General features: G+C 61.8%; 24 protein-coding genes. 18 read left to right on the forward strand and 6 right to left on the reverse strand.

What is annotated here, in order from left to right:
• Nucleotides 1-288 precede the first annotated feature (288 nt).
• The 3 genes from OPU96_RS07340 (at nt 289) to OPU96_RS07350 (ending at nt 1734) form a co-directional block, all read left to right on the forward strand.
• Entirely contained in the window at nt 289-492 is a 204-nt protein-coding gene (locus OPU96_RS07340; protein ID WP_498558920.1) for a hypothetical protein, read from the forward strand.
• A 73-nt stretch (nt 493-565) separates the two neighbouring features.
• A complete protein-coding gene (locus tag OPU96_RS07345) occupies nt 566-700 on the forward strand; it encodes a hypothetical protein (RefSeq protein ID WP_263864820.1) in 135 nt (44 codons plus the stop codon).
• A gap of 74 nt (nt 701-774) precedes the next feature.
• Complete coding sequence (locus tag OPU96_RS07350; RefSeq protein ID WP_226456232.1) at nt 775-1734, forward strand: M29 family metallopeptidase; 960 nt, start codon at nt 775-777, stop codon at nt 1732-1734.
• Between the two features lie 102 nt (nt 1735-1836).
• On the opposite strand, the gene rluB is transcribed toward OPU96_RS07350, so the two are convergent.
• From rluB to OPU96_RS07375, 5 genes are all read right to left on the reverse strand, one after another.
• Nucleotides 1837-3048: a 23S rRNA pseudouridine(2605) synthase RluB gene (gene rluB / locus OPU96_RS07355; RefSeq protein ID WP_192299399.1), complete on the reverse strand. Its 1212-nt coding sequence runs from the start codon at nt 3046-3048 to the stop codon at nt 1837-1839.
• A gap of 320 nt (nt 3049-3368) precedes the next feature.
• A complete protein-coding gene (gene scpB / locus OPU96_RS07360; protein ID WP_498558921.1) occupies nt 3369-4301 on the reverse strand; it encodes an SMC-Scp complex subunit ScpB in 933 nt (310 codons plus the stop codon).
• A 12-nt stretch (nt 4302-4313) separates the two neighbouring features.
• Complete coding sequence (locus OPU96_RS07365; RefSeq protein ID WP_124524903.1) at nt 4314-5132, reverse strand: segregation and condensation protein A; 819 nt, start codon at nt 5130-5132, stop codon at nt 4314-4316.
• The gene (locus tag OPU96_RS07370; protein ID WP_192299401.1) at nt 5133-5762 is read right to left on the reverse strand and encodes an L-threonylcarbamoyladenylate synthase; all 630 of its coding nucleotides are present in this window, start codon (nt 5760-5762) and stop codon (nt 5133-5135) included.
• Between the two features lie 13 nt (nt 5763-5775).
• A complete protein-coding gene (locus OPU96_RS07375) occupies nt 5776-6639 on the reverse strand; it encodes a PHP domain-containing protein (RefSeq protein ID WP_192299402.1) in 864 nt (287 codons plus the stop codon).
• An 87-nt stretch (nt 6640-6726) separates the two neighbouring features.
• On the opposite strand from OPU96_RS07375, the gene OPU96_RS07380 reads away from it, so the two are divergent.
• From OPU96_RS07380 to OPU96_RS07410, 7 genes are all read left to right on the forward strand, one after another.
• Complete coding sequence (locus tag OPU96_RS07380; protein WP_192299403.1) at nt 6727-7323, forward strand: septation protein A; 597 nt, start codon at nt 6727-6729, stop codon at nt 7321-7323.
• 1 nt (nt 7324) lies between these two features.
• Nucleotides 7325-7624: a YciI family protein gene (locus OPU96_RS07385; protein ID WP_010208140.1), complete on the forward strand. Its 300-nt coding sequence runs from the start codon at nt 7325-7327 to the stop codon at nt 7622-7624.
• 107 nt (nt 7625-7731) lie between these two features.
• Nucleotides 7732-8139, forward strand: coding sequence for an SH3 domain-containing protein (locus OPU96_RS07390; protein WP_192299404.1), 408 nt, complete (start codon nt 7732-7734; stop codon nt 8137-8139).
• A 7-nt stretch (nt 8140-8146) separates the two neighbouring features.
• Nucleotides 8147-8824 (forward strand): response regulator transcription factor, encoded by a 678-nt coding sequence (locus OPU96_RS07395; RefSeq protein ID WP_226456234.1) that lies wholly within the window; start codon nt 8147-8149, stop codon nt 8822-8824.
• Between the two features lie 182 nt (nt 8825-9006).
• On the forward strand, nt 9007-9471 hold the full coding sequence (locus tag OPU96_RS07400; protein WP_305391436.1) for an LTXXQ domain protein: 465 nt from the start codon (nt 9007-9009) through the stop codon (nt 9469-9471).
• A 68-nt stretch (nt 9472-9539) separates the two neighbouring features.
• Complete coding sequence (locus tag OPU96_RS07405; protein ID WP_226456235.1) at nt 9540-10883, forward strand: sensor histidine kinase; 1344 nt, start codon at nt 9540-9542, stop codon at nt 10881-10883.
• 40 nt (nt 10884-10923) lie between these two features.
• Nucleotides 10924-12273 (forward strand): CoA transferase, encoded by a 1350-nt coding sequence (locus OPU96_RS07410; RefSeq protein WP_498558922.1) that lies wholly within the window; start codon nt 10924-10926, stop codon nt 12271-12273.
• A gap of 105 nt (nt 12274-12378) precedes the next feature.
• Here OPU96_RS07410 and arcD (OPU96_RS07415) read toward each other — a convergent pair whose 3' ends face one another.
• Nucleotides 12379-13806, reverse strand: coding sequence for an arginine-ornithine antiporter (gene arcD / locus OPU96_RS07415; protein WP_192299409.1), 1428 nt, complete (start codon nt 13804-13806; stop codon nt 12379-12381).
• A gap of 447 nt (nt 13807-14253) precedes the next feature.
• Between arcD (OPU96_RS07415) and arcD (OPU96_RS07420) the strand changes: the two genes are divergently transcribed.
• From arcD (OPU96_RS07420) to gcvP, 8 genes are all read left to right on the forward strand, one after another.
• The gene (gene arcD, locus OPU96_RS07420; protein ID WP_192299410.1) at nt 14254-15681 is read left to right on the forward strand and encodes an arginine-ornithine antiporter; all 1428 of its coding nucleotides are present in this window, start codon (nt 14254-14256) and stop codon (nt 15679-15681) included.
• Between the two features lie 24 nt (nt 15682-15705).
• The gene (gene arcA / locus OPU96_RS07425; protein WP_226456237.1) at nt 15706-16962 is read left to right on the forward strand and encodes an arginine deiminase; all 1257 of its coding nucleotides are present in this window, start codon (nt 15706-15708) and stop codon (nt 16960-16962) included.
• Between the two features lie 69 nt (nt 16963-17031).
• On the forward strand, nt 17032-18042 hold the full coding sequence (locus OPU96_RS07430; RefSeq protein ID WP_226456238.1) for an ornithine carbamoyltransferase: 1011 nt from the start codon (nt 17032-17034) through the stop codon (nt 18040-18042).
• Between the two features lie 90 nt (nt 18043-18132).
• Nucleotides 18133-19062, forward strand: a complete 930-nt coding sequence (arcC, locus tag OPU96_RS07435) for a carbamate kinase (protein WP_498558923.1) — start codon at nt 18133-18135, stop codon at nt 19060-19062.
• Between the two features lie 18 nt (nt 19063-19080).
• Nucleotides 19081-19443, forward strand: coding sequence for a DUF5064 family protein (locus tag OPU96_RS07440; protein WP_305391440.1), 363 nt, complete (start codon nt 19081-19083; stop codon nt 19441-19443).
• Nucleotides 19444-19640: 197 nt separating this feature from the next.
• Complete coding sequence (gene gcsR / locus OPU96_RS07445; RefSeq protein ID WP_192299415.1) at nt 19641-21149, forward strand: transcriptional regulator GcsR; 1509 nt, start codon at nt 19641-19643, stop codon at nt 21147-21149.
• A gap of 333 nt (nt 21150-21482) precedes the next feature.
• Nucleotides 21483-21866, forward strand: a complete 384-nt coding sequence (gene gcvH / locus OPU96_RS07450; RefSeq protein ID WP_192299416.1) for a glycine cleavage system protein GcvH — start codon at nt 21483-21485, stop codon at nt 21864-21866.
• A 10-nt stretch (nt 21867-21876) separates the two neighbouring features.
• Entirely contained in the window at nt 21877-24717 is a 2841-nt protein-coding gene (gene gcvP / locus OPU96_RS07455; RefSeq protein ID WP_192299417.1) for an aminomethyl-transferring glycine dehydrogenase, read from the forward strand.
• Nucleotides 24718-24773 lie beyond the last annotated feature (56 nt).

The raw sequence follows: 24773 nt of genomic DNA on the forward strand, positions 1-24773 counted from the left end.
AAGCAGCCCCGCTCAAACCCCAGCGCAGGCACCAGGAGTACAGCGTCGTTCTAAGGGTCATGCGTCACCTGTTTGTTTTTATCTGTGACGAAATCGAACCCGTCCGGCTCGTAGCCAAACGGAGTGATCAGGGTAGGCAAACCCTGAGGTCTTGGCCTTTCGCGTGGTTGCGCAAGGAGGGGTCACAGTAAAACGCGGCGCATTGTACACCGCTCGACTGCTTGGGGCCGCTCTCGAATGGTGCGTGCGACGAACTGTCAGGTATTCCTTACGGCAACCGCTACGCCAATGAACCCGCCACAGACCCGTAAATTTATCGTTACAGGGCGGAAAACCTACGTTACGGCTGTCAGTTTTAGAAAAATTGGCGGTCGCCGATTGGTTCAAAATCAGCACCGCCAGCCTGCTGTATTTCCTCAGGAAAAAATCCCCATGGAAAACCGCAACAAAAATCGCCAATGGAACCGTGTCATTAAATTTTTTGCTTTCTGAAACACTCTCTCCTAGGTTCAAACCACTTGCCGGTCGGCAAGCCATTCCGAAAATGCCTTCAAGGAGAGACAGCATGCACACACTGGAAAACGCTCTGGAAACCGAACTGCAACTCGACGATTGGTTTGAAGCCCCTACCCATGAGGCCGCCGTGGAAATGATGCAAGCCGACGCCGTGGTGCCGTTTGGCACCGCGATGTGGCCGTAACGCCCGACAGGCTCCTGGCAGGTGCTGTGCACGGCACCTGCCCCCCTTACCCAAGGCACACAAGGACACCCGTCATGGACAAGGCCCGCGCTGTCGAACACTTTCTTTACTACCTCGCCCACCACCCGGCCCTCACCGGCCTGAACTGCCCCACCGTACTGCTGGGCCACACCGCGCGATATGAGGCGATTGCCTTGGCCATCACCCACGCCAGCGCGGCGCGTTTCAACTTCCAGGTGCAGCGCCTGGATCTGGCCAGCAGCGAGACCCTGGCCCAGGCCATCGAAAGCTGCGACCTGTACCTGTTCCTGTACGACTCGTCGACACTGCCCAACCCCAGCGCCCAAGGCCCGGCGTTTATCCGCGACCTGCAAGGGGTGATGGCGGAGCACTGGCAGAAGTCCCTGCTGTTCAAGGATTACGGCGACTACTTCTACGACACCTTCAGCGTCGAGCCCCAGCGCATCGCCGACCTCAACGCCACGCTGATCCGGCGCCTGTCCCAGGCCCAGGTGCTGAGCTTTACCGACAAGCACGGTTCACGCCTTCAGGCGCCGCTGAGCAGCGTGCGCAAGTGGACCAATATCAACGGCGTCGGCAACCACGACCTGGCGCCCGGCGAAATCGCCACCCACAGCGAAGCCATCAATGGCCAGGTACGGTTTGTCGGTACTTTCCTCAGCACCATCCCGTTTGCGCGCAAGTACGGCGTGCTGCAATCGCCACTGCAGTTGTGGATCGAAAATTCGACGGTGTGCAGCGTGGCCAGTGATGTGCCGGGGCTGGTGGAGGATTTCAACAAGTACCTGAACGCCAACCCGTCGAACCGGCGCGTGGAGGAATTGGGGATTGGCACCAATGAAGGGGTCAAGGATCTGTATGCGCGCAATGCGGGCTTCGAGGAGCGCCACTGCGGCTTGCACCTGGGCTTGGGCGGCGGGCAGAAAGGCAGCCACCATCTGGACCTGATCTTCGCCAGCGGGGTGTTGGCACTGGATGACAAGCCGGTGTTTGATGGCAGCTTTGCCTTCTGAATCCCGCTATCAGCAGCGCTGGGGAGCCCCCACACACATTTTTTGAATGGCAAAAAAAAACGCCAACCCGAGGGTTGGCGTTTTCAGGCCGCGCTTAAAACATCACTGCGGCTTCTTGCGACCAAAACCAGGACGCTGGCCCGAACCGGCCGGCGCGCCACGGCGCTTGCCCGACGGCTCGTCCGCGACCAGTTTCGGGCCAGGGCGCTTGTTCGCCGCCGGCTTGGCTGGACGCTTGGTGCTGGCGTTGTCGGCCGGGCGCTCGGCTTCACCACGGTTGCTGCGACCACCCGTCGGAGCCGGACGCGGTGCACGTGGAGCGCGCTCGCCTTCCTGACGCGATGGCGCGGTTGGGCGGCGCTCGCCTTCGATGTGCGGCTCACGGGAGATACGACCGCCGGTGGCCGGTGCATTCAACGCTGGGCGCAGCGTGCGCGCAACACGCTCGGTACGCGCCACAGGACGCGACGATTTACGCTGCATACGCTCAAGCTTGTCTTTGCTCTTGGCGTTCATCTGCGGCATGGCGACCGGCGTCAGGCCGACTTCGGCGCTGAGAATGTCGACTTCGTACTGGCTCATTTCGCGCCAGCGGCCCATCGGCAGGTCGGAGTTCAGGAACACCGGGCCGAAACGCACGCGCTTCAGGCGGCTGACCACCAGGCCCTGGGATTCCCACAGGCGACGGACTTCACGGTTACGGCCTTCCATCACCACGCAGTGGTACCAGTGATTGAAACCTTCGCCGCCTGGAGCCTGCTTGATGTCGGTGAACTTGGCCGGGCCGTCTTCGAGGACCACACCGGCTTTCAAGCGCTCAATCATCTCGTCATCGACTTCGCCACGTACACGCACGGCGTATTCGCGGTCCATCTCATAGGACGGGTGCATCAGGCGGTTGGCCAGTTCACCGTCGGTGGTGAACATCAGCAAGCCAGTGGTGTTGATGTCCAGGCGCCCGATGTTGATCCAACGGCCTTCTTTAGGCTTGGGCATCTTGTCGAACACGGTCGGACGGCCTTCCGGGTCGTCACGGGTGCAGATCTCGCCATCGGGCTTGTTGTACATGATCACGCGGCGCACCGATTCGGCGGCCTCTTCACGCTTGATGACCTTGCCATCAATGGTGATTGCATCGTGCAGGTCGACGCGCTGGCCGAGGGTAGCCTCGACGCCGTTGACCTTGATGCGCTTCTGGGTGATCCAGGCTTCGACGTCGCGGCGCGAGCCCACGCCGATACGCGCCAGCACCTTTTGCAGTTTTTCGCCTGCTGGGCCGATTTCCTGGCTGTCGTTCTGGTCTTTGTCGTTCATCTTAAGCACCTCCCGGTGGGTCGATTCAGGCGTGGCCTGAAGAGTGTTGAAAGCGGGGTCTAGGCCGAAGAGGTCGGCGAAGGGTCGCGAATCATACGCGTATGCTGCGCGTTGCGCATCAGAGACTAGTTGATAAAGGCAAAGTCGCTGGCCTTGCGCCGACCAGTGGCCCACAACAGGTCAACATGTGGGAGCGGCGGTGCGACGATTCGACTTGCTCGCGAATGCGGTGTGTCAGTTACCACATAAGTCAACTGATAGACCGCTTTCGCGAGCAAGCCCGCTCCCACAGGGGGTTCAGCAGTGTTTGCGGGATTGGGTCAGTCTTCGAATTCGCGTCGCTCAGCTTCGATGGCTTCGGCCAATGCACGGGCTTCGGCTTCTTCGTCGCTCAAGGCCGGCTGTTCGAGGGCGGCGACGGCGGCCAGGAGTTTTTCGCGGGCTTGGGCAACGCCGAGGATGTCTTCCTCGGGTTCGGGTTCGGGTTCAGGTTCAGGTTCAGGTTCAGCAATCTCTGCGGCCTCAGGCTCAACGGCACCATCACGCAACAAATCATCAAAGTCAGTCTTGATGCCCTGCTCCATGTCGTCCAATTCCAGCAACAAGGTGTGGAAGCTGGTTTCGTCCTTCGGCTCTTCCGGCTCGGCGCTGGCATCGGCCAGCTCTTGCAGGCTGGCGGGCACAGGTGCGTCGTCGAAGTCCAGCACCGGGTCCGGCTCCATCTCGCGCAGTTCGGCCAACGGCGGCAAGTCATCGAGGTTTTTCAGGTTGAAGTGGTCGAGAAACACCTTGGTGGTGGCAAACATCGCCGGTTTGCCGGGCACGTCGCGGTAGCCGACGATGCGAATCCACTCGCGCTCCAGCAGGGTCTTGACGATATGGCTGTTGACCGCCACGCCCCGTACGTCCTCGATCTCGCCCCGGGTGATCGGTTGGCGATAGGCGATCAGCGCCATGGTCTCCAGCATCGCCCGCGAATAACGCTGCGGGCGCTCTTCCCACAATCGGCCGACCCACGGGGAAAACTTCTCACGGATCTGCAAGCGATAGCCTGACGCAACTTCGCGCAATTCAAAGGCTCGGCCATCGCAGGATTTGCGCAGAATCTCCAGCGCCTTCTTGAACACCGGCGGCTCAGGGCGCTCGGCTTCTTCAAACAGTTCGAACAGGCGCTCCAACGATTGGGGCTTACCCGAGGCCAGTAGAAAAGCCTCCAGGAGCGGGGCCAGTTCGCGGGGTTCAGTCAGATTCATCGATTCAGCTCTTTATTCGGCTCGCGCCCGCACGTGGATAGCCGCAAAAGGCTCATTCTGGACCAGCTCGACCAAGGATTCCTTGACCAATTCAAGGACCGCCATGAAGGTCACCACTACCCCCAAACGCCCTTCTTCTTTAGTGAACAGCTCGACGAACGGCACAAACCCGCCGCCCTTGAGGCGCTCGAGCACATCACTCATGCGTTCGCGGGTGGACAGCGCCTCGCGGCTGACCTGATGACTCTCGAACATATCGCCACGGCGCAGCACCTCGGCCATGGACATCAACAATTCTTCCAGGCTTACATCCGGCAACAGCTTTCGGGCGCGGGCCTCGGGCGCATCCAGCTTGGGCACCACCACGTCACGACCGACGCGGCTCAGACCGTCGATACCTTCGGCAGCAGCCTTGAAACGCTCGTACTCTTGCAGGCGACGGATCAGTTCGGCACGCGGGTCGTCTTCTTCGGCTTCCACTGTCTCCGAACGTGGCAGCAGCATGCGCGACTTGATCTCGGCGAGCATCGCGGCCATCACCAGGTACTCGGCGGCCAGCTCCAGGCGCACCGACTGCATCAGCTCGACATAGCCCATGTACTGGCGGGTGATTTCCGCCACCGGGATGTCGAGGATGTTGATGTTCTGCTTGCGAATCAAGTACAGCAGCAGGTCCAGCGGGCCCTCGAAGGCTTCCAGGAAGACTTCCAGGGCGTCCGGCGGGATGTACAGGTCCAGGGGCATTTCCATGACCGCCTGGCCATAGACCATGGCGAATGGCAGTTCCTGCTGGGCGCCGGCCTGGGGATCAACGGTTTCCACAGCGGACATTCAGGCCTCGACCATGAACGGCGCCGGATCGCCGCAACCGACGCGGATCACTTCCGGCTCGCCATCGGCCAGGTTGATCACGGTGGAGGCTTTGTTGCCGCCGAAGCCACCGTCGATGATCAGGTCGACCTGTTTTTCCAGGAGTTGGCGCATTTCGTACGGGTCTTCCAGCGGCTCGGTTTCACCGGGCATGATCAGCGACACGCTCATCAACGGCTCACCCAGCTCGGCCAGCAGCGCCAGGGCGATGGGGTGCTCGGGCACGCGCAGGCCGATGGTGCGTTTCTTCGGGTGCAGCAACAGGCGCGGCACTTCGCGGGTGGCGTTGAGAATGAAGGTGTAGGGCCCCGGCGTGTGGGCCTTGAGCAGGCGGAACGTGCCGGTGTCGACCTTGGCGAACAGCCCGAGTTGGGACAAGTCGCTGCAGATCAGCGCGAAGTTGTGTTTGTCATCCAGCTGGCGCAGGCGGCGTACACGTTCGACCGCGCCCTTGTCGCCGATCTGGCAACCGATGGCGTAGGACGAGTCCGTCGGATAGATCACCACGCCGCCGGCGCGAATGATCTCCACGGCCTGTTTGATCAGGCGCGCCTGGGGGTTTTCCGGATGAATCTGGAAGAATTGACTCACGTGTTCTACCTGTTCAGACGGTGGCAGTAATGGGGTCATGCTTGAATCGCCCCGACAAGAGCGGCAGGTCATCAGGTACCTGGCGATACTCGCCGATTTCGGACCAACCACCTGGGCCATGAAAGTCACTGCCGGCGCTGACCAGCAGACCAAATTCGCGGGCAAGGATCGCCAGGCTGCCCACCTGTTCGGCGGGCTGGTGCCCGTTGACCACTTCGATTGCGTGGCCGCCTGCTCCAATATAGTCGCTGATCAGCTTGCGGCGCTTGCTGCGGGTGAAATCGTAATGCCATGGATGCGCCAGGCTGACCCAGGCGCCGGAGGCGCGCAGGGTCTCGACCGTGTCTTCCAGGGTCGGCCAGTGTTGTTTGACGTCGCCCAGCTTGCCGGCGCCCAACCATTTGCGGAAAGCTTCGGCGCGGTCTTTGACAAACCCTTCGCGCACCATCCAGTCGGCGAAATGCGGCCGGGCCGGGGCGTTGCCACTGTCCCCCAGCTCCTGCTGGATGGCACGGGCGCCGTCGAGGGCGTTGGGCATGCCTTTGAGGCCGAGTTTGCGACTGATTTCTTCGGAGCGTAGCCAGCGGCCATCATGCAACGCCGCAATGGCGGCCACCAGCGGCGCGGCTGTTTGATCGAAACCGTAGCCAAGCACGTGAATGGTGGCGCCGCCCCAGGTGCAGGACAATTCCACGCCGTTGACCAGTTGCATGCCCAGCGCCTGCGCCGCCGTGCGGGCTTCATCGAGGCCCTCGAGGGTGTCGTGGTCGGTCAACGCCAGGACTCGCACGCCTTTTTCAAACGCACGCGCAACCAGTACCGCGGGCGCCAGGGCGCCGTCGGAGGCCGTGCTGTGGCAGTGCAAATCAACATTCACGGGAGTGTGTAACCTCAAGTCAGCTGGCGCTTTCGCTACCAAGGATGTTTGTTATTATGCCGCCACATCCAGCTTCTGGCTCTTACTGTGAAACAATTCATCGACTTCATCCCGCTGTTGCTGTTTTTCATCGTTACCAAACTCGACCCCAGGGTCATCGATATCGCCGGTCACCAGCTCTCGTTCGGAGGCATCTACAGCGCCACCGCCGTACTGATCATCAGCTCTATCGTCGTCTACGGCGCCATCTTCATCTCCCAGCGCAAGCTGGAAAAAAGCCAATGGCTGACCCTGGTCGCCTGCCTGGTATTCGGCGGCCTGACCCTGGCCTTCCACAGCGAAACCTTCCTCAAATGGAAAGCGCCGGTGGTCAACTGGCTGTTCGCCCTGGTGTTTATCGGCAGCCACTTCATCGGTGACCGCCTGCTGATCAAGCGGATCATGGGCCACGCGCTGACCCTGCCGGAGCCGGTGTGGACACGCCTGAACATCGCCTGGATCGTGTTCTTCATCTTCTGCGGCGCCGCCAACCTGTTCGTCGCGTTTACATTCCAGGACTACTGGGTCGACTTCAAGGTCTTCGGCAGCCTGGGCATGACCGTGCTGTTCCTGGTCGGCCAGGGCATCTACCTGTCGCGCCACCTGCATGACGCCGCCCCCACCACGCCAAAAACCGAGGACTGACATGCTCTACGCCATCATTGCCACCGACGTTGCCAACTCGCTGGAAAAACGCCTGAGCGTCCGCCCGGCCCACGTCGAGCGCCTCAAGCAGCTGCAAGCCGAAGGCCGCATCGTACTGGCCGGCCCGCATCCGGCGGTAGACAGCAACGACCCGGGCGAAGCCGGTTTCACCGGCAGCCTGATCGTTGCCGAGTTCGCCTCCCTCGCCGATGCCCAAGCCTGGGCCAAGGCTGATCCGTATGTCGCGGCCGGCGTTTATGCCGACGTGGTGATCAAGCCGTTCAAGCAAGTCCTGCCTTGACCGGGGTCCGTGCCGAACCTATTGCGTTCGGCACACTCCCAATGGCTCATTATTCTCGGTAACCTGCCGACAACGTTCTGAATATTCGTGTGGAATCAGGAGTTCCGATGCGCTTACGTCAGTTGTGTCTGTTGGTAGTGTTAACGATCGGGGCTACGGCCCACGCTGAAGAAACCCCTAACACCGGCAATTCGACGCCTCTGTCGTTGAGTGCCGGCAGCCAGATCACCGAGTTGCAGCAACGCTTGAAAGAAAGCGAACGCCAGCGCGATGAACTAAGCAAGCAACTGCAAAACGCGGACGCCGCCCGCGAAAGCGCGCAATTGAGTCGTCTTCGCCAAGAGAACCAACGCCTGGCCCAGCAACTCAAAGAGACACAGGGCGGCGCCTTGACGCGCTGGCTGACCGAGCAACAACAGTGGTTTGTCACCGGCGGGGCCGTCGCATTGATCGCCTTGCTGTGCGGGATCTTCGCCAGTGGTGGGCACCGTCGCCGTCGACAATGGCTAAATTGAGTGAGTCATGAGCGAGCTGTTACTGATAGATGATGACCAGGAGCTCTGTGAGCTGCTGAGCAGTTGGTTGAGCCAGGAAGGTTTCCAGGTGCGCGCCTGCCATGACGGCCTGAGTGCGCGCAAAGCCCTGGCCGACAGTGCGCCCGCCGCCGTGGTGCTCGACGTAATGCTGCCCGACGGCAGTGGCCTGGAGCTGCTCAAGCAATTGCGCACCGACCACCCCGAGCTGCCAGTGCTGATGCTGTCGGCCCGTGGCGAACCGCTGGACCGCATCCTTGGCCTGGAACTCGGCGCCGACGATTATCTGGCCAAGCCCTGCGACCCCCGCGAGCTCACCGCCCGCCTGCGCGCCGTGCTGCGCCGCAGCCACCCGGCCGCGGTCTCCACGCAGATGGAACTGGGCGACCTGTGCTTCAGCCCGGTGCGCGGTGTGGTCAGCATCGACGAACAGGAATTCACCCTCACCGTCTCCGAAAGCCGCCTGCTCGAAGCCTTGCTGCGTCAGCCCGGCGAGCCCCTGGATAAACAGGAACTGGCGCAGATTGCCCTGGGCCGCAAGCTGACCCTTTACGATCGCAGCCTGGACATGCACGTCAGCAACCTGCGCAAGAAGATCGGCCCGCACCCCGATGGCCGGCCACGGATCATGGCGCTGCGTAGCCGCGGCTATTACTACAGCCTTTAAGCCATCGCTGTCCCTGTGGGAGCAGGCCCGCTCCCACACGCGGTGTTCTGACGCGCAAGTTTTTGTCAGGCCCGACCAAAACCCTCTTTACCCAAGCTTTACGCTCCCCTGACCGCCGCTGACCTTGATCTCCGTAATCTACTCACATCCGGACTCACCGGAATAGAGACAGGAGAATCACCATGCGCAAGACCCTTATCGCTTTGATGTTCGCCGCAGCCCTGCCAACCGTCGCCATGGCAGCAATGCCTGAAGGCCCAGGCCCGATGGGCGGTCCGGAAGGCCACATGATGGGCGGCCCGGGCCACGGCGGTGAACACGGTCCGCGTGGCAAAGGCGGCCCCTTCAGCCAACTGGACCTGAGCAAGGAACAGCGCCAGCAGATCGGCAAGTTGATGGGCGACCAATGGCACGCTCGCAAAGACCTGACCAAGAAGTACCTGGACAAACTGCCAGCCGCTGACCAGAAAGCCATGCAGGACGAAATTGCCGCCAGCAAGCAGAAAACCCAGGCGGACATCCGCGCGGTACTCAAGCCTGAGCAGCAGAAGAAGTTCGACGAGATCGTCAAGAAACAAGCCGAGCGTCGTGCCGAGTGGAAGGAATTCCAGGCCTGGAAAGCGCAACAGCCGCAAAAAGCGCAATAATGCCCACGCGTTAACGCTCCCAGCCCAGTGGCCACCGCCACTGGGCTTTTCCTGTTTGAGGGTTTCCTGTGCGTTCATTGTTCTGGCGGATCCTGGCCAGTTTCTGGCTGGCCATCGCCCTGGTTGCCGGGTTGTCGATCCTGCTTGGGCATATGCTCAATCAAGATGCCTGGATTCTCAGCCGCCACCCTGGCCTCAACAACCTGGCGCAAGAGTGGACCGAGCTCTACGAATCCCAAGGCGAAGACGCCGCCCAGGACTTGCTGCAACAGCGCAAGCGCCAGTACCACATCGACGTGCAAGTGCTGAACGAAAGCGGCGACCCGGTGGTACGCGGCACCTTCCCGCGCCGCGCCGCCGCCTTCGAGGCCCGCCAGAACGACAGCCAGGACGGCCACCTGCCCTGGCGCCGCCTGACGGCCGAATACACCAGCGAAAAAACCGGCGACACCTACCTGCTGATCTACCGCATTCCCCACCCGGAACTGGATGCCTGGCACCGCAACAGCCTGCTGTGGCCGCTCAGCGCGCTGGCGATTGCGCTGGTGGTACTGACGCTGTTCAGCCTGCTGGTGACGCTGTCCATCACCCGCCCCCTCAGCCGCCTGCGCGGTGCGGTGCACGACCTCGGCCAAGCCACCTACCAGCAGAACAGCCTGGCGCAACTGGCCAACCGCCGCGATGAGTTCGGCGTACTCGCCACCGACTTCAACCGCATGGGCGCGCGCCTGCAAAGCCTGATCGGCAGTCAGCGCCAATTGCTGCGCGACGTATCCCACGAACTGCGCTCGCCCCTGGCCCGTCTGCGTATCGCCCTGGCCCTGGCCGAGCGCGCCAGCCCCGAAGAACGAGAAAAGCTCTGGCCACGCCTGACCCGCGAATGTGATCGCCTCGAAGCCTTGATCAGCGAAATCCTGGTGCTGGCGCGCGTCGATGCCGACAACGCCAGCGCCGAAGACATCGACCTCAGTGCATTGCTCAAGACCCTGCAAAAGGACGCCCAACTCGGCGCGCCGGATCAGCTCGTGCAACTAAGTGCAGCGCCCGACCTGCAGCTCAAAGGCTGGCCGACCATGATCGAACGCGCCGTAGACAACCTGCTGCGCAATGCCCAGCGCTTCAATCCGCAGGGACAGCCCATCGAGCTGGCTGCGCAACGCCTGGGCGAACGCATCCTGATCAGCGTGCGCGACCACGGTCCCGGCGTCGATGCCGAACACCTCAGCCAGTTGGGCGAACCGTTCTACCGCGCCCCCGGCCAGACCGCCCAGGGCCATGGCCTGGGCCTGGCGATTGCGCGCCGCGCCGCCGAGCGCCATGGTGGCAGCCTGACCCTCGCCAACCACCCTGACGGCGGTTTTATCGCCAGCATCGACCTGCCGTTGGAACCCGGAGTTGTCACACCGGCCTGATCATCTCTTATAGTGGCCCTTCTCTTACGGAGGGCCTTTGATGACTGATTTGCTGACACCCATCCAAGCCGCACTCGATCTGCCGCACACCCCACTGACCTTGACCGAGGCCGGCGCCCTGCCCTCGACCTTCGCCGTCACCGAACTGGCGGCCGCCAGCCTCGGCGCCGCTGGCCAGGCCGTGGCCCAGTTGATCCAGCAACAGACCGGGCGCCTGCCCAACGTCAGTGTGGACCGACGCCTCGCCTCCTTCTGGTTCGCGTCCTCGCTCCGCCCGCTGGGCTGGCAAGTGCCGCCGCTGTGGGACCCGGTGGCCGGCGACTACCCCAGCGCCGATGGCTGGATACGCTTGCACACCAACGCCCCCCATCACCGTGCCGCCGCCGAACGCGTGCTGGGCCAGGTTGCCGAGCGCAAGGCGATGGCCGCCAAAGTCGCCGCGTGGAACGCGGCAGAATTGGAGCAGGCGATTGTCGATGAGGGCGGGTGCGCCGCGCAGATGCGCACTTGGCAGGCCTGGCAGGCACATCCCCAGGGGCTGGCCGTCAACGCCGAAGCGCTGGTGCAGCGCCAGACCTTCGACGCCACCACCGACCAGCCCTGGCTCGGTTCGGTGGCGCGCCCGCTGGCGGGCATCAGGGTGCTGGACCTGACCCGCGTGCTGGCCGGTCCCGTGGCCAGTCGTTTTCTTGCCGGCCTGGGTGCCGATGTGTTGCGCATCGACGCGCCCACCTGGAACGAACCCGGCGTCGTCCCGGAGATGACCTTGGGCAAACGCTGTGCCCGCCTGGACCTGAAAACCGCGCAAGGCCGACAGGTTTTCGAAGCCTTGCTCAAGGACGCCGACATCCTGTTTCACGGCTACCGCGCCGATGCCCTTGAACACCTGGGCTACACCGCCAGCGAGTGGCAGGCCCTCGCCCCCGGCCTGATCGACGTGAGCCTCAACGCCTACGGCTGGAGCGGCCCATGGCGCAACCGCCGGGGCTTCGACAGCCTGGTACAGATGAGCAGCGGCATCGCAGACGCCGGCATGGCCTGGAAACACACGGACAAACCGGTGCCACTGCCGGTGCAGGCGCTGGATCACGCCACGGGGTATTTGATGGCGGCCGCGGCCATCCAAGCCTTGAGTGAACGATTGAAGACCCGACGCGGTGGCTCGGCGCGGTTGTCACTGGCCCGCACGGCGAGGTTATTGATGGAAGCAGGACAAGTCCCCGAACAACCGGCGTTGCGTGCCGAAACACCGGGCGATCAGGGTTTGCTGGTGGAGCAGACGGCGTGGGGCCAGGCCCATCGGTTGCTGGCGCCGCTGAGTATCAGCGGCTCGCCGTTGCAGTGGGATTTGCCGGCGGGAGAACTGGGTTCACATCGGGCGCAGTGGTGACCTGAAGCTCGCCTTCGCAGGCAAGCCTGCTCCCACATTGGATAGGCGGCGCGGTCAAAATGTGGGAGCGGGCTTGCCCGCGAAGAGGCCAGTACCGTCACCCCCTCACAAACTCAACACTCCGCTGTACAACCCATACGCCGCCAACCCCGCCCCCGCAATCACGCAGCTGAAAATGCCTTTCTCCATGTGGGTGAACAACGGCTGCCCCTGCTCGCGCTTGGCCAGGGCAAACAGAATCACCCCCGGCGCATACAACAGCGCCGACAGCAGCAGGTATTTCAACCCGCCGGCATAGAGCAGCCACACCGCATACCCCAGCGCGATCAAGCCCACCAGCAGATCCTTCATGCGTCGGCCCTGTTCACCTTCATAGGTTTCCCCGCGCCCACTCAACAGCACCGCATACGCCGCCGACCACAAATACGGCACCAGGATCATCGACGAAGCCAGATAGATCAACGTGGTGTAGGTGCTATGGGAAAACAGCGTGATCACCAGGAAGAGTTGGATCATCACGTTGGTCAGCCACAGCGCGTTGACCGGCACCTGATTGGTGTTTTCCTTCTTCAAAAACGCCGGCATGGTCTTGTCATGGGCCGTGGCATAGAGGATTTCGGCACACAGCAGCGCCCACGACAGCAATGCGCCGAGCAACGACACGGCCAGGCCGATGCTGATCGCCATCGCCCCCCACGGCCCGACGATATGTTCCAGCACGCCCGCCAGGGAGGGGTTTTGCAGTTGCGAGAGCTGCGACTGGCTCATGATCCCCAGTGACAACACATTCACCAGCACCAACAGCGCCAGCACACCGAGAAAACCGATCAAGGTGGCGCGGCCCACGTCCGAGCGTTTTTCGGCGCGCGCCGAGTACACGCTGGCACCTTCGATGCCGATGAACACAAACACGGTGACCAGCATCATGTTGCGCACCTGATCCACCACCGTGCCGAGTTTCGGATTGCCCAGGCCCCAGACGTCACGGGTGAAAATGTCGGCCTCGAACGCCACCACGGCGATCACGATAAACATCACCAACGGTACGATCTTCGCCACGGTGGTGATCTGATTGATGAACGCCGCTTCCTTGATCCCGCGCATCACCAGGAAATGCACGGCCCACAGCAGCAGCGACGCACAGCCGATGGCCACCGGCGTATTGCCCTGGCCAAACACCGGAAAAAAGTAACCGAGGGTGCTGAACAGCAACACGAAGTAACCGACGTTGCCCATCCATGCGCTGATCCAGTAGCCCCAGGCCGACGAAAACCCCATGTAGTCGCCAAACCCCGCCTTGGCATAGGCATACACGCCTGAATCCAGTTCAGGCTTGCGATTGGCCAGGGTCTGGAACACAAACGCCAGGGTCAACATACCGATGGCGGTAATTCCCCAGCCGATCAACACCGCACCCACCTCGGCACGGGCGGCCATATTTTGTGGCAGGGAAAAAATTCCGCCGCCGATCATTGACCCCACCACCAGGGCGATAAGGGCACTGAGTCGAAGCTTCTGGGCCGGTTGGGACATGCAGACTCCTAGCTAAAACAAAAATCAGCTGACAACTGTGCACTCAACTACGGACGCAAATGAGTGTAGCGCTTAATAGCGATAGCAAATAAAACTCGGCTGTTCATAACGCAATGGCATGTCAAAAAAGACACATTTAGTCTTATTTGAAATTTAAATACACCATCAACTTTTACAATTCTGAAAGATTTGTAAAACATCGTACAAAAATTTTGCACATCCGTGAAAACGGTCTAGCTTCAAACGTCCAACCCCCTGACTTATTAATTAACAATAACGGAGGAGCCGCTCTGGAAAGCACCTTTCGGAGCTTTTCATTGCCGATGGGATTCCATCCTAAGTCATTAATTCACAATGGAATGTGCCAATGAAGTGATCTGAGTCAGCTGTTTGAATAGCTCACGGATTTATTCTGTGGTCTCTCTTCTCCTGCATTGGAGTCACGCAATGTCTGAAACTCCTGGAAAACTTAGGCTTGGCGCACTGGTTGCACTTGTCGTGGGTTCGATGATTGGTGGCGGGATCTTCTCACTGCCGCAAAACATGGCCGCCAGTGCTGATGTGGGCGCGGTGTTGATCGGTTGGGTCATTACCGCCATTGGCATGTTGACCCTCGCGTTCGTCTTTCAAACCCTTGCCAATCGCAAGCCCGACCTCGACGGCGGCGTGTACGCCTACGCCAAGGCCGGTTTCGGCGACTACATGGGCTTCTCGTCGGCCTGGGGCTACTGGATCAGTGCCTGGCTAGGCAACGTGGGGTACTTCGTACTCTTGTTCAGCACCCTCGGTTACTTCTTTCCGATCTTCGGCGAAGGCAACACCCCCGCAGCCGTGATCGGCGCATCGGTGCTGCTATGGGCCGTGCACTTCCTGGTGCTGCGCGGGATCAAGGAAGCAGCGTTCATCAACCTGGTGACCACCGTCGCCAAGGTCGTGCCGCTGGTGCTGTTCGTGTTGATCGCACTGTTCGCGTTCAAGCTGGACATCTTCACCGCCGACATCTGGGGCGTGAAAAACCCGAGCCTGGGCAGCGTGATGAACCAGGTGCGCAACATGATGCTGGTCACCGTGTGGGTGTTCATCGGTATCGAGGGCGCGAGCATCTTCTCGTCCCGTGCGGAGAAACGCTCGGACGTGGGTAAGGCCACTGTCATCGGCTTTATCACCGTGCTGCTGTTCCTGATGCTGGTGAACGTGCTGTCCCTGGGGATCATGACCCAACCGGAACTGGCCAAGCTGCAGAACCCGTCGATGGCCGCCGTGCTGGAACACGTGGTGGGCCACTGGGGCGCGGTGCTGATCAGCGTCGGCTTGATCATCTCGCTGTTGGGTGCGCTGCTGTCGTGGGTGCTGTTGTGTGCGGAGATCATGTTCGCCGCCGCCAAGGACCACACCATGCCGGAGTTCCTGCGCAAGGAAAACGCCAATCACGTGCCGGTCAACTCCCTGTGGCTGACCAACGCGATGGTGCAGGTGTTCCTGGTGATCACGCTGTTCTCCGCCAGCACCTACTTGTCGCTGATCTACCTCGCTACCTCGATGATCCTGGTGCCGTACCTGTGGTCCGCGGCCTACGCCCTGCTGCTGGCGGTGCGCGGCGAGACCTACGAAAACGCCCTGAAGGAGCGCCAGAAAGACCTGTTCATCGGCGCCGTCGCCCTGATCTATGCGATCTGGCTGCTTTACGCCGGCGGTACCAAATACCTGCTGCTCTCCGCCCTGCTCTACGCCCCCGGCGCAATCCTGTTCGCCAAGGCCAAGCGTGAACTGGGCAAACCGATTTTCACCAACGTCGAGAAGCTGATCTTCGCCGCAGTAGTCATTGGCGCCCTGGTGGCGGCCTATGGGCTCTACGACGGTTTCCTGACCTTGTAATTGTTGATAACTGGAGGATCTGTAATGACCACGGAAAAAGTGAAGTACGGCGTACATTCCGAAGCCGGCAAACTGCGCAAAGTCATGGTGTGCTCCCCAGGCCTGGCCCACCAGCGGCTGACGCCCAACAACTGCGATGAACTGCTGTTCGATGATGTGCTGTGGGTGGCCCAGGCCAAGCGCGACCATTTCGACTTCGTGACCAAGATGCGCGAGCGGGATATTGATGTGCTGGAAATGCACAACCTGCTCACCGACATCGTTGCCATCCCTGAAGCGCTGGACTGGATCCTGGAACGCAAGATCACTGCCGATACGGTCGGCCTGGGCCTGGTCAATGAAGTCGGCTCGTGGCTGCGCAGCCTGGAACCACGCAAGGTCGCCGAGTTCCTCATCGGAGGCGTCTCGGCCGATGACCTGCCGAGCGAGTTCGGCGGCAAGACCATCGAAATGTTCCGCGACTTCCTCGGCCACGCCAGCTTCATCCTGCCGCCGCTGCCCAACACCCAGTTCACCCGTGACACCACTTGCTGGATCTATGGCGGCGTGACGCTGAACCCGATGTACTGGCCGGCGCGACGTCAGGAAACCCTGCTGGCCTCGGCCATCTACAAATTCCACCCCGAGTTCACCAACGCCGACTTCCAGATCTGGTACGGCGACCCCGACAAGGATCACGGCGCGTCCACCCTGGAAGGCGGCGACGTGATGCCGATCGGCAACGGGGTGGTGCTGATCGGCATGGGCGAGCGCTCGTCCCACCAGGCGATCGGCCAGCTGGCGCGCAACCTGTTCAAGAACAAGGCGGTGGAGAAGGTGATCGTTGCCGGTCTGCCCAAATCCCGCGCCGCGATGCACCTGGACACCGTGTTCAGCTTCTGCGACCGCGACCTCGTGACCATCTTCCCCGAAGTGGTCAACCAGATCGTCGCCTTCACCCTGCGCCCTGACGAAAGCAAGCCGCACGGTATCGACATCCAACGCGAAAAAACCAACTTCCTCGACACCGTCGCCGCTGCCCTTGGCCTCAAGGCCCTGCGGGTAGTGGAAACCGGCGGCAACGCCTTCGCCGCCGAGCGCGAGCAGTGGGACGACGGCAACAACGTGGTCGCCGTGGAGCCCGGCGTGGTCATCGGCTACGACCGCAACACCTACACCAACACCCTGCTGCGCAAGGCCGGCGTGGAAGTCATCACCATCAGCGCCGGTGAACTCGGCCGGGGCCGTGGCGGCGGCCACTGCATGACCTGCCCGATCATCCGCGACCCAATCGACTACTAAACGACCATCCACCCGGCGGCGCATATCCCGCGCCGACCGGGCCGATTACCGAATCCAAGGAGAATCATCATGGCGTTCAACATCCACAACCGCAGCCTGCTCAGCCTGGAACACCACACCCCGCGCGAGCTGCGCTACCTGCTGGACCTGTCCCGCGACCTCAAGCGCGCCAAGTACACCGGCACCGAACAGCAGCACCTCAAGGGCAACAACATTGCGCTGATCTTCGAAAAAACCTCGACCCGCACCCGATGTGCCTTCGAAGTGGCGGCCTATGACCAGGGCGCCAACGTCACCTACATCGATCCGGGCTCGTCGCAGATCGGCCACAAAGAAAGCATGAAAGACACCGCCCGCGTGCTCGGGCGCATGTATGACGCCATCGAATACCGTGGCTTCAAGCAGGAAATCGTCGAGGAACTGGCCAAGTTCGCCGGGGTGCCCGTATTCAACGGCCTGACCGACGAATACCACCCGACCCAGATGATCGCCGACGTGCTGACCATGCGTGAACACGCCGACAAGCCGATTCACGAGATCAGCTACGCCTACCTGGGTGACGCACGCAACAACATGGGCAACTCGCTGCTGCTGGTCGGCTCCAAACTCGGCATGGACGTACGCATCTGCGCACCGAAAGCGCTGTGGCCCCACGATGACCTGGTCAGCCGCTGCAAAAAATACGCGGAAGAAAGCGGCGCACGCATCACCCTCACCGACGACCCGAAAGCTGCGGTCAAAGGCGTGGACTTCATCCACACCGACGTCTGGGTGTCCATGGGTGAGCCAGTGGAAGCCTGGGCTGAACGCATCGAGCAACTGCTGCCGTACCAGGTGAACGCCCAGTTGATGAAAGCCACCGGCAACCCACGCACCAAGTTCATGCACTGCCTGCCGGCATTCCACAACAGCGATACCAAGATCGGCAAGCAGATTGCCGAGCAGTATCCGCACCTGGCCAATGGCATTGAAGTGACGGATGACGTGTTCGAGTCGCCGGCGTGCATTGCCTTCGAGCAGGCGGAAAACCGCATGCACACCATCAAGGCGATCCTGGTCTCCACCCTCGCCGACCTGTAACTGAAGGAATGCGGTCGACTGTGGGAGCGGGCTTGCTCCCACATTTTTTGCACCGTGTTCACAACGATGAATTTCAGAAGGACACTCTGTATGCGTATCGTCGTTGCACTGGGCGGCAACGCCCTGCTCCGCCGTGGTGAACCCATGACCGCGGACAACCAACGCGCCAATATCCGGATCGCCACCGAACAGATCGCCAAGATCCATTCTGGCAACGAACTGGTGATTGCCCACGGCAATGGTCCGCAAGTCGGCCTGCTGTCGTTGCAGGCGGCGGCCTACACCCAGGTTTCGCCTTACCCGCTGGATGTGCTGGGTGCCGAGACCGAAGGCATGATCGGCTACATCATCGAACAGGAACTGGGCAACCTGCTGGACTTCGAGGTGCCGTTCGCCACCCTGCTCACCCAGGTCGAAGTCGACGCCAAGGACCCGGCCTTCCAGAACCCGACCAAACCGATTGGCCCGGTGTATTCCAAGGCCGAAGCGCAGAAGCTCGCCGCCGAAAAAGGCTGGGCCATTGCGCCGGATGGCGACAAGTACCGCCGTGTGGTCGCCAGCCCGCGGCCCAAACGCATCTTTGAAATCCGCCCGATCAAGTGGCTGCTGGAAAAAAGCGCCATCGTGATCTGCGCCGGCGGCGGCGGCATCCCGACCCTGTATGGCGAAGACGGCAAACTGCGTGGCATTGAGGCGGTGATCGACAAAGACCTGTGTTCGTCGCTGTTGGCCTCGCAACTGGACGCCGATCTGCTGGTGATCGCCACCGACGTCAACGCGGCCTTTATCGACTACGGCAAGCCGACCCAGAAAGCCATCGGCCACGCCCACCCCGACGAAATCGAGAAACTCGGCTTCGCCGCCGGCTCCATGGGGCCCAAGGTGCAAGCGGCCTGCGAGTTCGCCCGCAAGACTGGCAAAACCGCAGTCATCGGTTCACTCTCGGACATCGAAGCGATCGTCCAGGGCAGCGCCGGTACACGCATCAGCACGGCAAAAACTGGCATTACCTACCTGTGAAGTTGAGGAGAAACGCCGATGGCCACCTTTGAACCGGGTCACTTGCACGTTGAACGTCATGCACTCAATGCCAATGACTACAGCTACAACCTGTGCATCGACTATGAAGTCAGCCAGGACCCCAAGGAAGGTAAGGGCATGCTCTTCAAGCTGCATGGCTCGGTGCAGGGCAAGGACATCAAAGAGGAGTTTTTCCTGCCCAAGGACCAGGCATTCGACTTTGCCCGGCATGCGATGAACATTGCGCAGAAGTACGGCATGCCAAAGGTGGCGGTGCTCAACGGCTCGATGCACAAGCAGTACGACTTGATGTTCGAGGATGTGCGCCATCAACTGGATGTGAAGCCAGGTGATCCGGTCAAACCTGAGCACTTAGAGTAAGCACAGCGTAAATCCCCTGTGGGAGCGGGCTTGCTCGCGAATGCGGTCGATCAGTTAGCACATCAGTGACTGATACACCGCATTCGCGAGCAAGCCCGCTCCCACATTTGGATCTTCATCCCATGTGAGATTTCACCTCTACCCTCGCTCCAAGGCATACTTGCCACCTCTCGCTCTGCAGAATTGCCATCCATCCCATGCGTATCCACGTCAGCTTCATCGACCGCGTCGGCATCACCCAGGAAGTCCTGGCCCTGCTCGGTGGGCGCAATCTCAACCTGGATGCGGTGGAGATGGTGCCGCCCAACGTCTATATCGACGCGCCGACCCTCAGCGCCGATGTGCTCGAAGAACTGCGTGATGCGTTATTCAGCGTGCATGGCGTGCAAGCCGTCACCGTGGTCGACATCCTTCCCGGCCAACGTCGCCACCTGCAACTCGACGCCCTGCTGGCCGCCATGACCGACCCGGTGCTGGCGCTGGACAGCGCGGGCACGATCCTGCTGGCCAACCCGGCACTGATCGCCCTGTACGGCCGCGAACCGGCCGGGGAAAGCATCAGCGCACTGTTCAACGACCCCAAGCTGCTGGAGACCTTGCTGGAGCAGGGCTTTCGTTTGCCCTTGCGCGAAATCAGCGTCAACGGCCAGACCCTGCTGCTGGACGCCACGCCGATCACTGATGCCGGCGCCCTGCTGACGTTGTACCAACCCAACCGCATCGGCGAACAACTGTCGGCACTGCACCACGACCACGCCGAAGGCTTTGATGCGCTGCTCGGCGAGTCCCCGGTGATCCGCACCCTCAAGGCCCGCGCACAGCGGGTGGCGGCGCTGGATGCGCCGCTGTTGATCCAGGGCGAAACCGGCACGGGCAAGGAACTGGTGGCACGGGCCTGCCACGCCATCAGTGCGCGGCACAGTGCACCGTTCCTGGCACTTAACTGCGCGGCGTTGCCGGAAAACCTCGCCGAGAGCGAGTTGTTCGGCTATGCACCGGGCGCGTTTACCGGCGCCCAGCGCGGTGGCAAGCCGGGGCTGATGGAGCTGGCCAACCAGGGCACGGTGTTTCTCGATGAAATCGGCGAGATGTCGCCGTATCTGCAGGCCAAGCTGCTGCGCTTTCTCAATGACGGTAGTTTCCGTCGCGTGGGGGGTGACCGTGAGGTGAAGGTCAACGTGCGCATCCTCAGCGCCACCCACCGCGACCTGGAAAAGATGGTCAGCGAAGGCACCTTCCGCGAAGACCTGTTCTACCGCCTCAACGTGCTCAACGTCGAAGTGCCGCCGCTGCGCCAACGGGGCCAGGACATCCTGCTGCTGGCGCGCTACTTCATGCAGCAGGCCTGCGCGCAGATCCAGCGCCCGGTCTGCCGCCTGGCCCCCGGCACCTATCCGGCGCTGCTGGGCAACCGCTGGCCGGGCAATGTGCGCCAGTTGCAAAACGTGATCTTCCGCGCCGCCGCCATCTGCGAAAGCAGCCTGGTGGACATCGGCGACCTCGACATCGCCGGCACCTCGGTGGCCCGCCAGAATGACAACGAAGTCGACAGCCTGGAGCAGGCGATGGAAGACTTCGAACGCAACCTGCTGGAAACGCTCTACACCAGCTACCCCTCGACCCGCCAACTGGCCAGCCGTTTGCAGACCTCCCATACGGCGATTGCCCATCGCTTGCGCAAGTACGGTATTCCCAACAAGCCCTGAACCCACAAAATCCAAATGTGGAATGCTCCCACATTTGGAATGCCTGCCCATTTTTGGTCCAGGAACGACATTCCGTGTACTGAAAGCGCTACAGCGTAACGATTTCGCTACAACCCTGTTTTTTGCGTGCCATGCAAGGCTTTGATCCACATAGGCTTTTTTTAACGGGTCCAGCTGTATCGAAATCGCTACAGGCAGAATGCATAACGCTATAACCAAATTCACTAAGTCTTTGTTTTATAACGATTTAATAACCTTGGCCGCGTTCTTGCTAAGCAACTCCTCATTATTCCAATCCCGTCCACCAGACGATTCTGGCCCTGAGGAGTTTCCATGAGCGAGTTGCGTTTCACCGAAGATCACGAATGGCTGCGCGCCGAAGCTGACGGCAGCGTCACCGTGGGTATCACGGCTTTTGCGCAAAACGCGCTGGGTGACGTGGTTTTCGTGCAACTGCCGGAGTTGCAGGCCTACGAGCAAGGCGCCGAAGCGTCCACCGTGGAATCGGTCAAGGCCGCCAGCGGCGTGTACATGCCCCTGACCGGCGAAGTGCTGGAAGTGAACGACAAACTGAGCGACAGCCCGGAACTGGTCAACGAAGACCCGCTGGGCGAAGGCTGGTTCTTCCGCTTTAAACCGGCCGATGCCGACGCGGTAGCTAAACTGTTGGATCAGGACGCGTACGACCGCCTGATCAAAGCCAACGCCGAAGCTTGAGGAGCGCGCAATGACCGTTAACATCAGCACCGCCAACGAATTCATCGCCCGCCACATCGGCCCGCGCGCGCAAGACGAGCAACACATGCTCGCCAGCCTCGGTTTCGACTCCCTCGAAGCCCTGAGCGCCAGCGTGATCCCGGAAAGCATCAAGGGCACCAGCGTACTCGGCCTGGAAGACGGCCTGAGCGAAGCCGCGGCCCTGGCGAAGATCAAGGCCATCGCCGGCAAGAACCAACTGTTCAAGACCTACATCGGCCAGGGCTACTACAACTGCCACACGCCGGCGCCGATCCTGCGCAACCTCCTGGAAAACCCGGCCTGGTATACCGCCTACACGCCGTACCAGCCGGAAATCTCCCAAGGCCGCCTGGAAGCGCTGCTGAACTTCCAGACCCTGATCAGCGACCTTACCGGCCTGCCGATCGCCAACGCCTCCCTGCTGGACGAAGCCACCGCCGCTGCAGAAGCCATGACCTTTTGCAAGCGCCTGAGCAAGAACAAGGGCAGCAACGCCTTCTTCGCCTCGATCCACAGCCACCCGCAAACCCTCGACGTGCTGCGCACCCGTGCCGAGCCACTGGGCATCGACGTGGTGGTGGGCGACGAACGCGAACTGACCGATGTCAGCCCATTCTTCGGCGCCCTGCTGCAATACCCGGCCAGCAATGGTGACGTGTTCGACTACCGCGCACTGACCGAGCGCTTCCACGCCGCCAACGCCCTGGTGGCCGTGGCCGCCGACCTGCTGGCCCTGACCCTGCTGGCCCCGCCGGGCGAGTTCGGTGCCGACGTGGCCATCGGCAGCGCACAACGCTTCGGCGTGCCGCTGGGCTTTGGTGGCCCGCACGCGGCGTACTTCTCCACCAAGGATGCGTTCAAGCGCGACATGCCCGGCCGCCTGGTCGGTGTGTCCGTCGACCGTTTCGGCAAGCCGGCCCTGCGCCTGGCCATGCAGACCCGCGAGCAACATATCCGCCGCGAGAAAGCCACATCGAACATCTGCACCGCCCAGGTGCTGCTGGCCAACATCGCCAGCATGTACGCCGTGTACCACGGCCCCAAAGGCCTGACCCAGATTGCCCAGCGTGTGCACCAGCTGGCCGCGATCCTGGCCAACGGCCTGGCTACCCTGGGTTTCAAGGCCGAGCAGCAAAACTTCTTCGACACCCTCACCCTCAACACCGGCGCCCACACCGCGGCCCTGCATGACAAGGCCCGCGCCCAGCGCATCAACCTGCGCGTGGTAGACGCTGAGCGTCTTGGCGTTTCCGTGGATGAAACCACCACCCAGGCCGACATCGAAACCCTGTGGGCGATCTTCGCCGACGGCAAGGCCCTGCCGGACTTCAACGCCAGCGTCGACAGCACCCTGCCCGCCGCGCTGCTGCGTCAGTCGCCGGTGCTCAGCCACCCGGTGTTCAACCGCTATCACTCGGAAACCGAGCTGATGCGCTACCTGCGCAAACTGGCCGACAAGGACCTGGCGCTGGACCGCACCATGATCCCGCTGGGCTCGTGCACCATGAAGCTCAACGCCGCCAGCGAAATGATCCCGGTGACCTGGGCCGAGTTCGGCGCCCTGCACCCGTTCGCCCCGGCCGAGCAGAGCGCCGGCTACCTGGAGCTGACCTCCGACCTGGAAGCCATGCTCTGCGCGGCCACAGGTTACGACGCGATCTCCCTGCAACCGAACGCCGGTTCCCAGGGTGAGTACGCCGGCCTCCTGGCGATCCGCGCCTATCACCAGAGCCGTGGCGATGCGCGCCGCGACATCTGCCTGATCCCGTCGTCGGCCCACGGCACCAACCCGGCCACCGCCAACATGGCCGGCATGCGTGTGGTGGTGACCGCCTGCGATGCGCGCGGCAACGTCGACATCGAAGACCTGCGCGCCAAGGCCATCGAGCACCGCGATCAGCTCGCCGCAATGATGATCACCTACCCGTCCACCCACGGCGTGTTCGAAGAAGGTATCCGCGAAATCTGCGGGATCATCCACGACAACGGCGGCCAGGTGTACATCGACGGCGCCAACATGAACGCCATGGTCGGCCTGTGCGCACCGGGCAAGTTCGGCGGCGACGTGTCCCACCTGAACCTGCACAAGACCTTTTGCATTCCCCACGGCGGTGGCGGCCCGGGCGTCGGCCCGATTGGCGTCAAAGCGCACCTCACGCCGTTCCTGCCGGGCCACGCGGCCATGGAACGCAAGGAAGGCGCGGTGTGCGCGGCGCCGTTCGGCAGCGCGAGCATTTTGCCGATCACCTGGATGTACATCAGCATGATGGGCGGTGCGGGCCTCAAGCGCGCTTCGCAGCTGGCAATCCTGAATGCCAACTACATTTCCCGTCGCCTGGAAGAGCACTACCCGGTCCTCTACACCGGCAGCAACGGCCTGGTCGCCCACGAATGCATCCTGGATCTGCGCCCATTGAAAGACAGCAGCGGCATCAGCGTGGATGACGTGGCCAAGCGCCTGATCGACTTCGGTTTCCATGCGCCAACCATGTCGTTCCCGGTGGCCGGCACCTTGATGATCGAGCCGACCGAGAGCGAATCCAAGGAAGAACTGGACCGCTTCTGCAACGCCATGATCGCCATCCGCGAAGAAATCCGCGCAGTGGAAAACGGCACCCTGGACAAGGACGACAACCCACTGAAAAACGCCCCGCACACCGCCGCTGAACTGGTCGGTGAGTGGACGCACCCGTACACCCGCGAGCAAGCGGTGTACCCGGTGCCGTCGTTGATCGAAGGCAAGTACTGGCCGCCGGTTGGGCGCGTGGACAACGTGTTTGGTGATCGCAATCTGGTGTGCGCCTGCCCTTCCATCGAGAGCTACGCGTAACCTGAGGCTGTACTCGGTCAAAAATGTGGGAGCGGGCTTGCTCGCGAATGCGGTCT

The sequence above is a fragment of the Pseudomonas sp. RP-B7 genome (assembly GCF_059803535.1).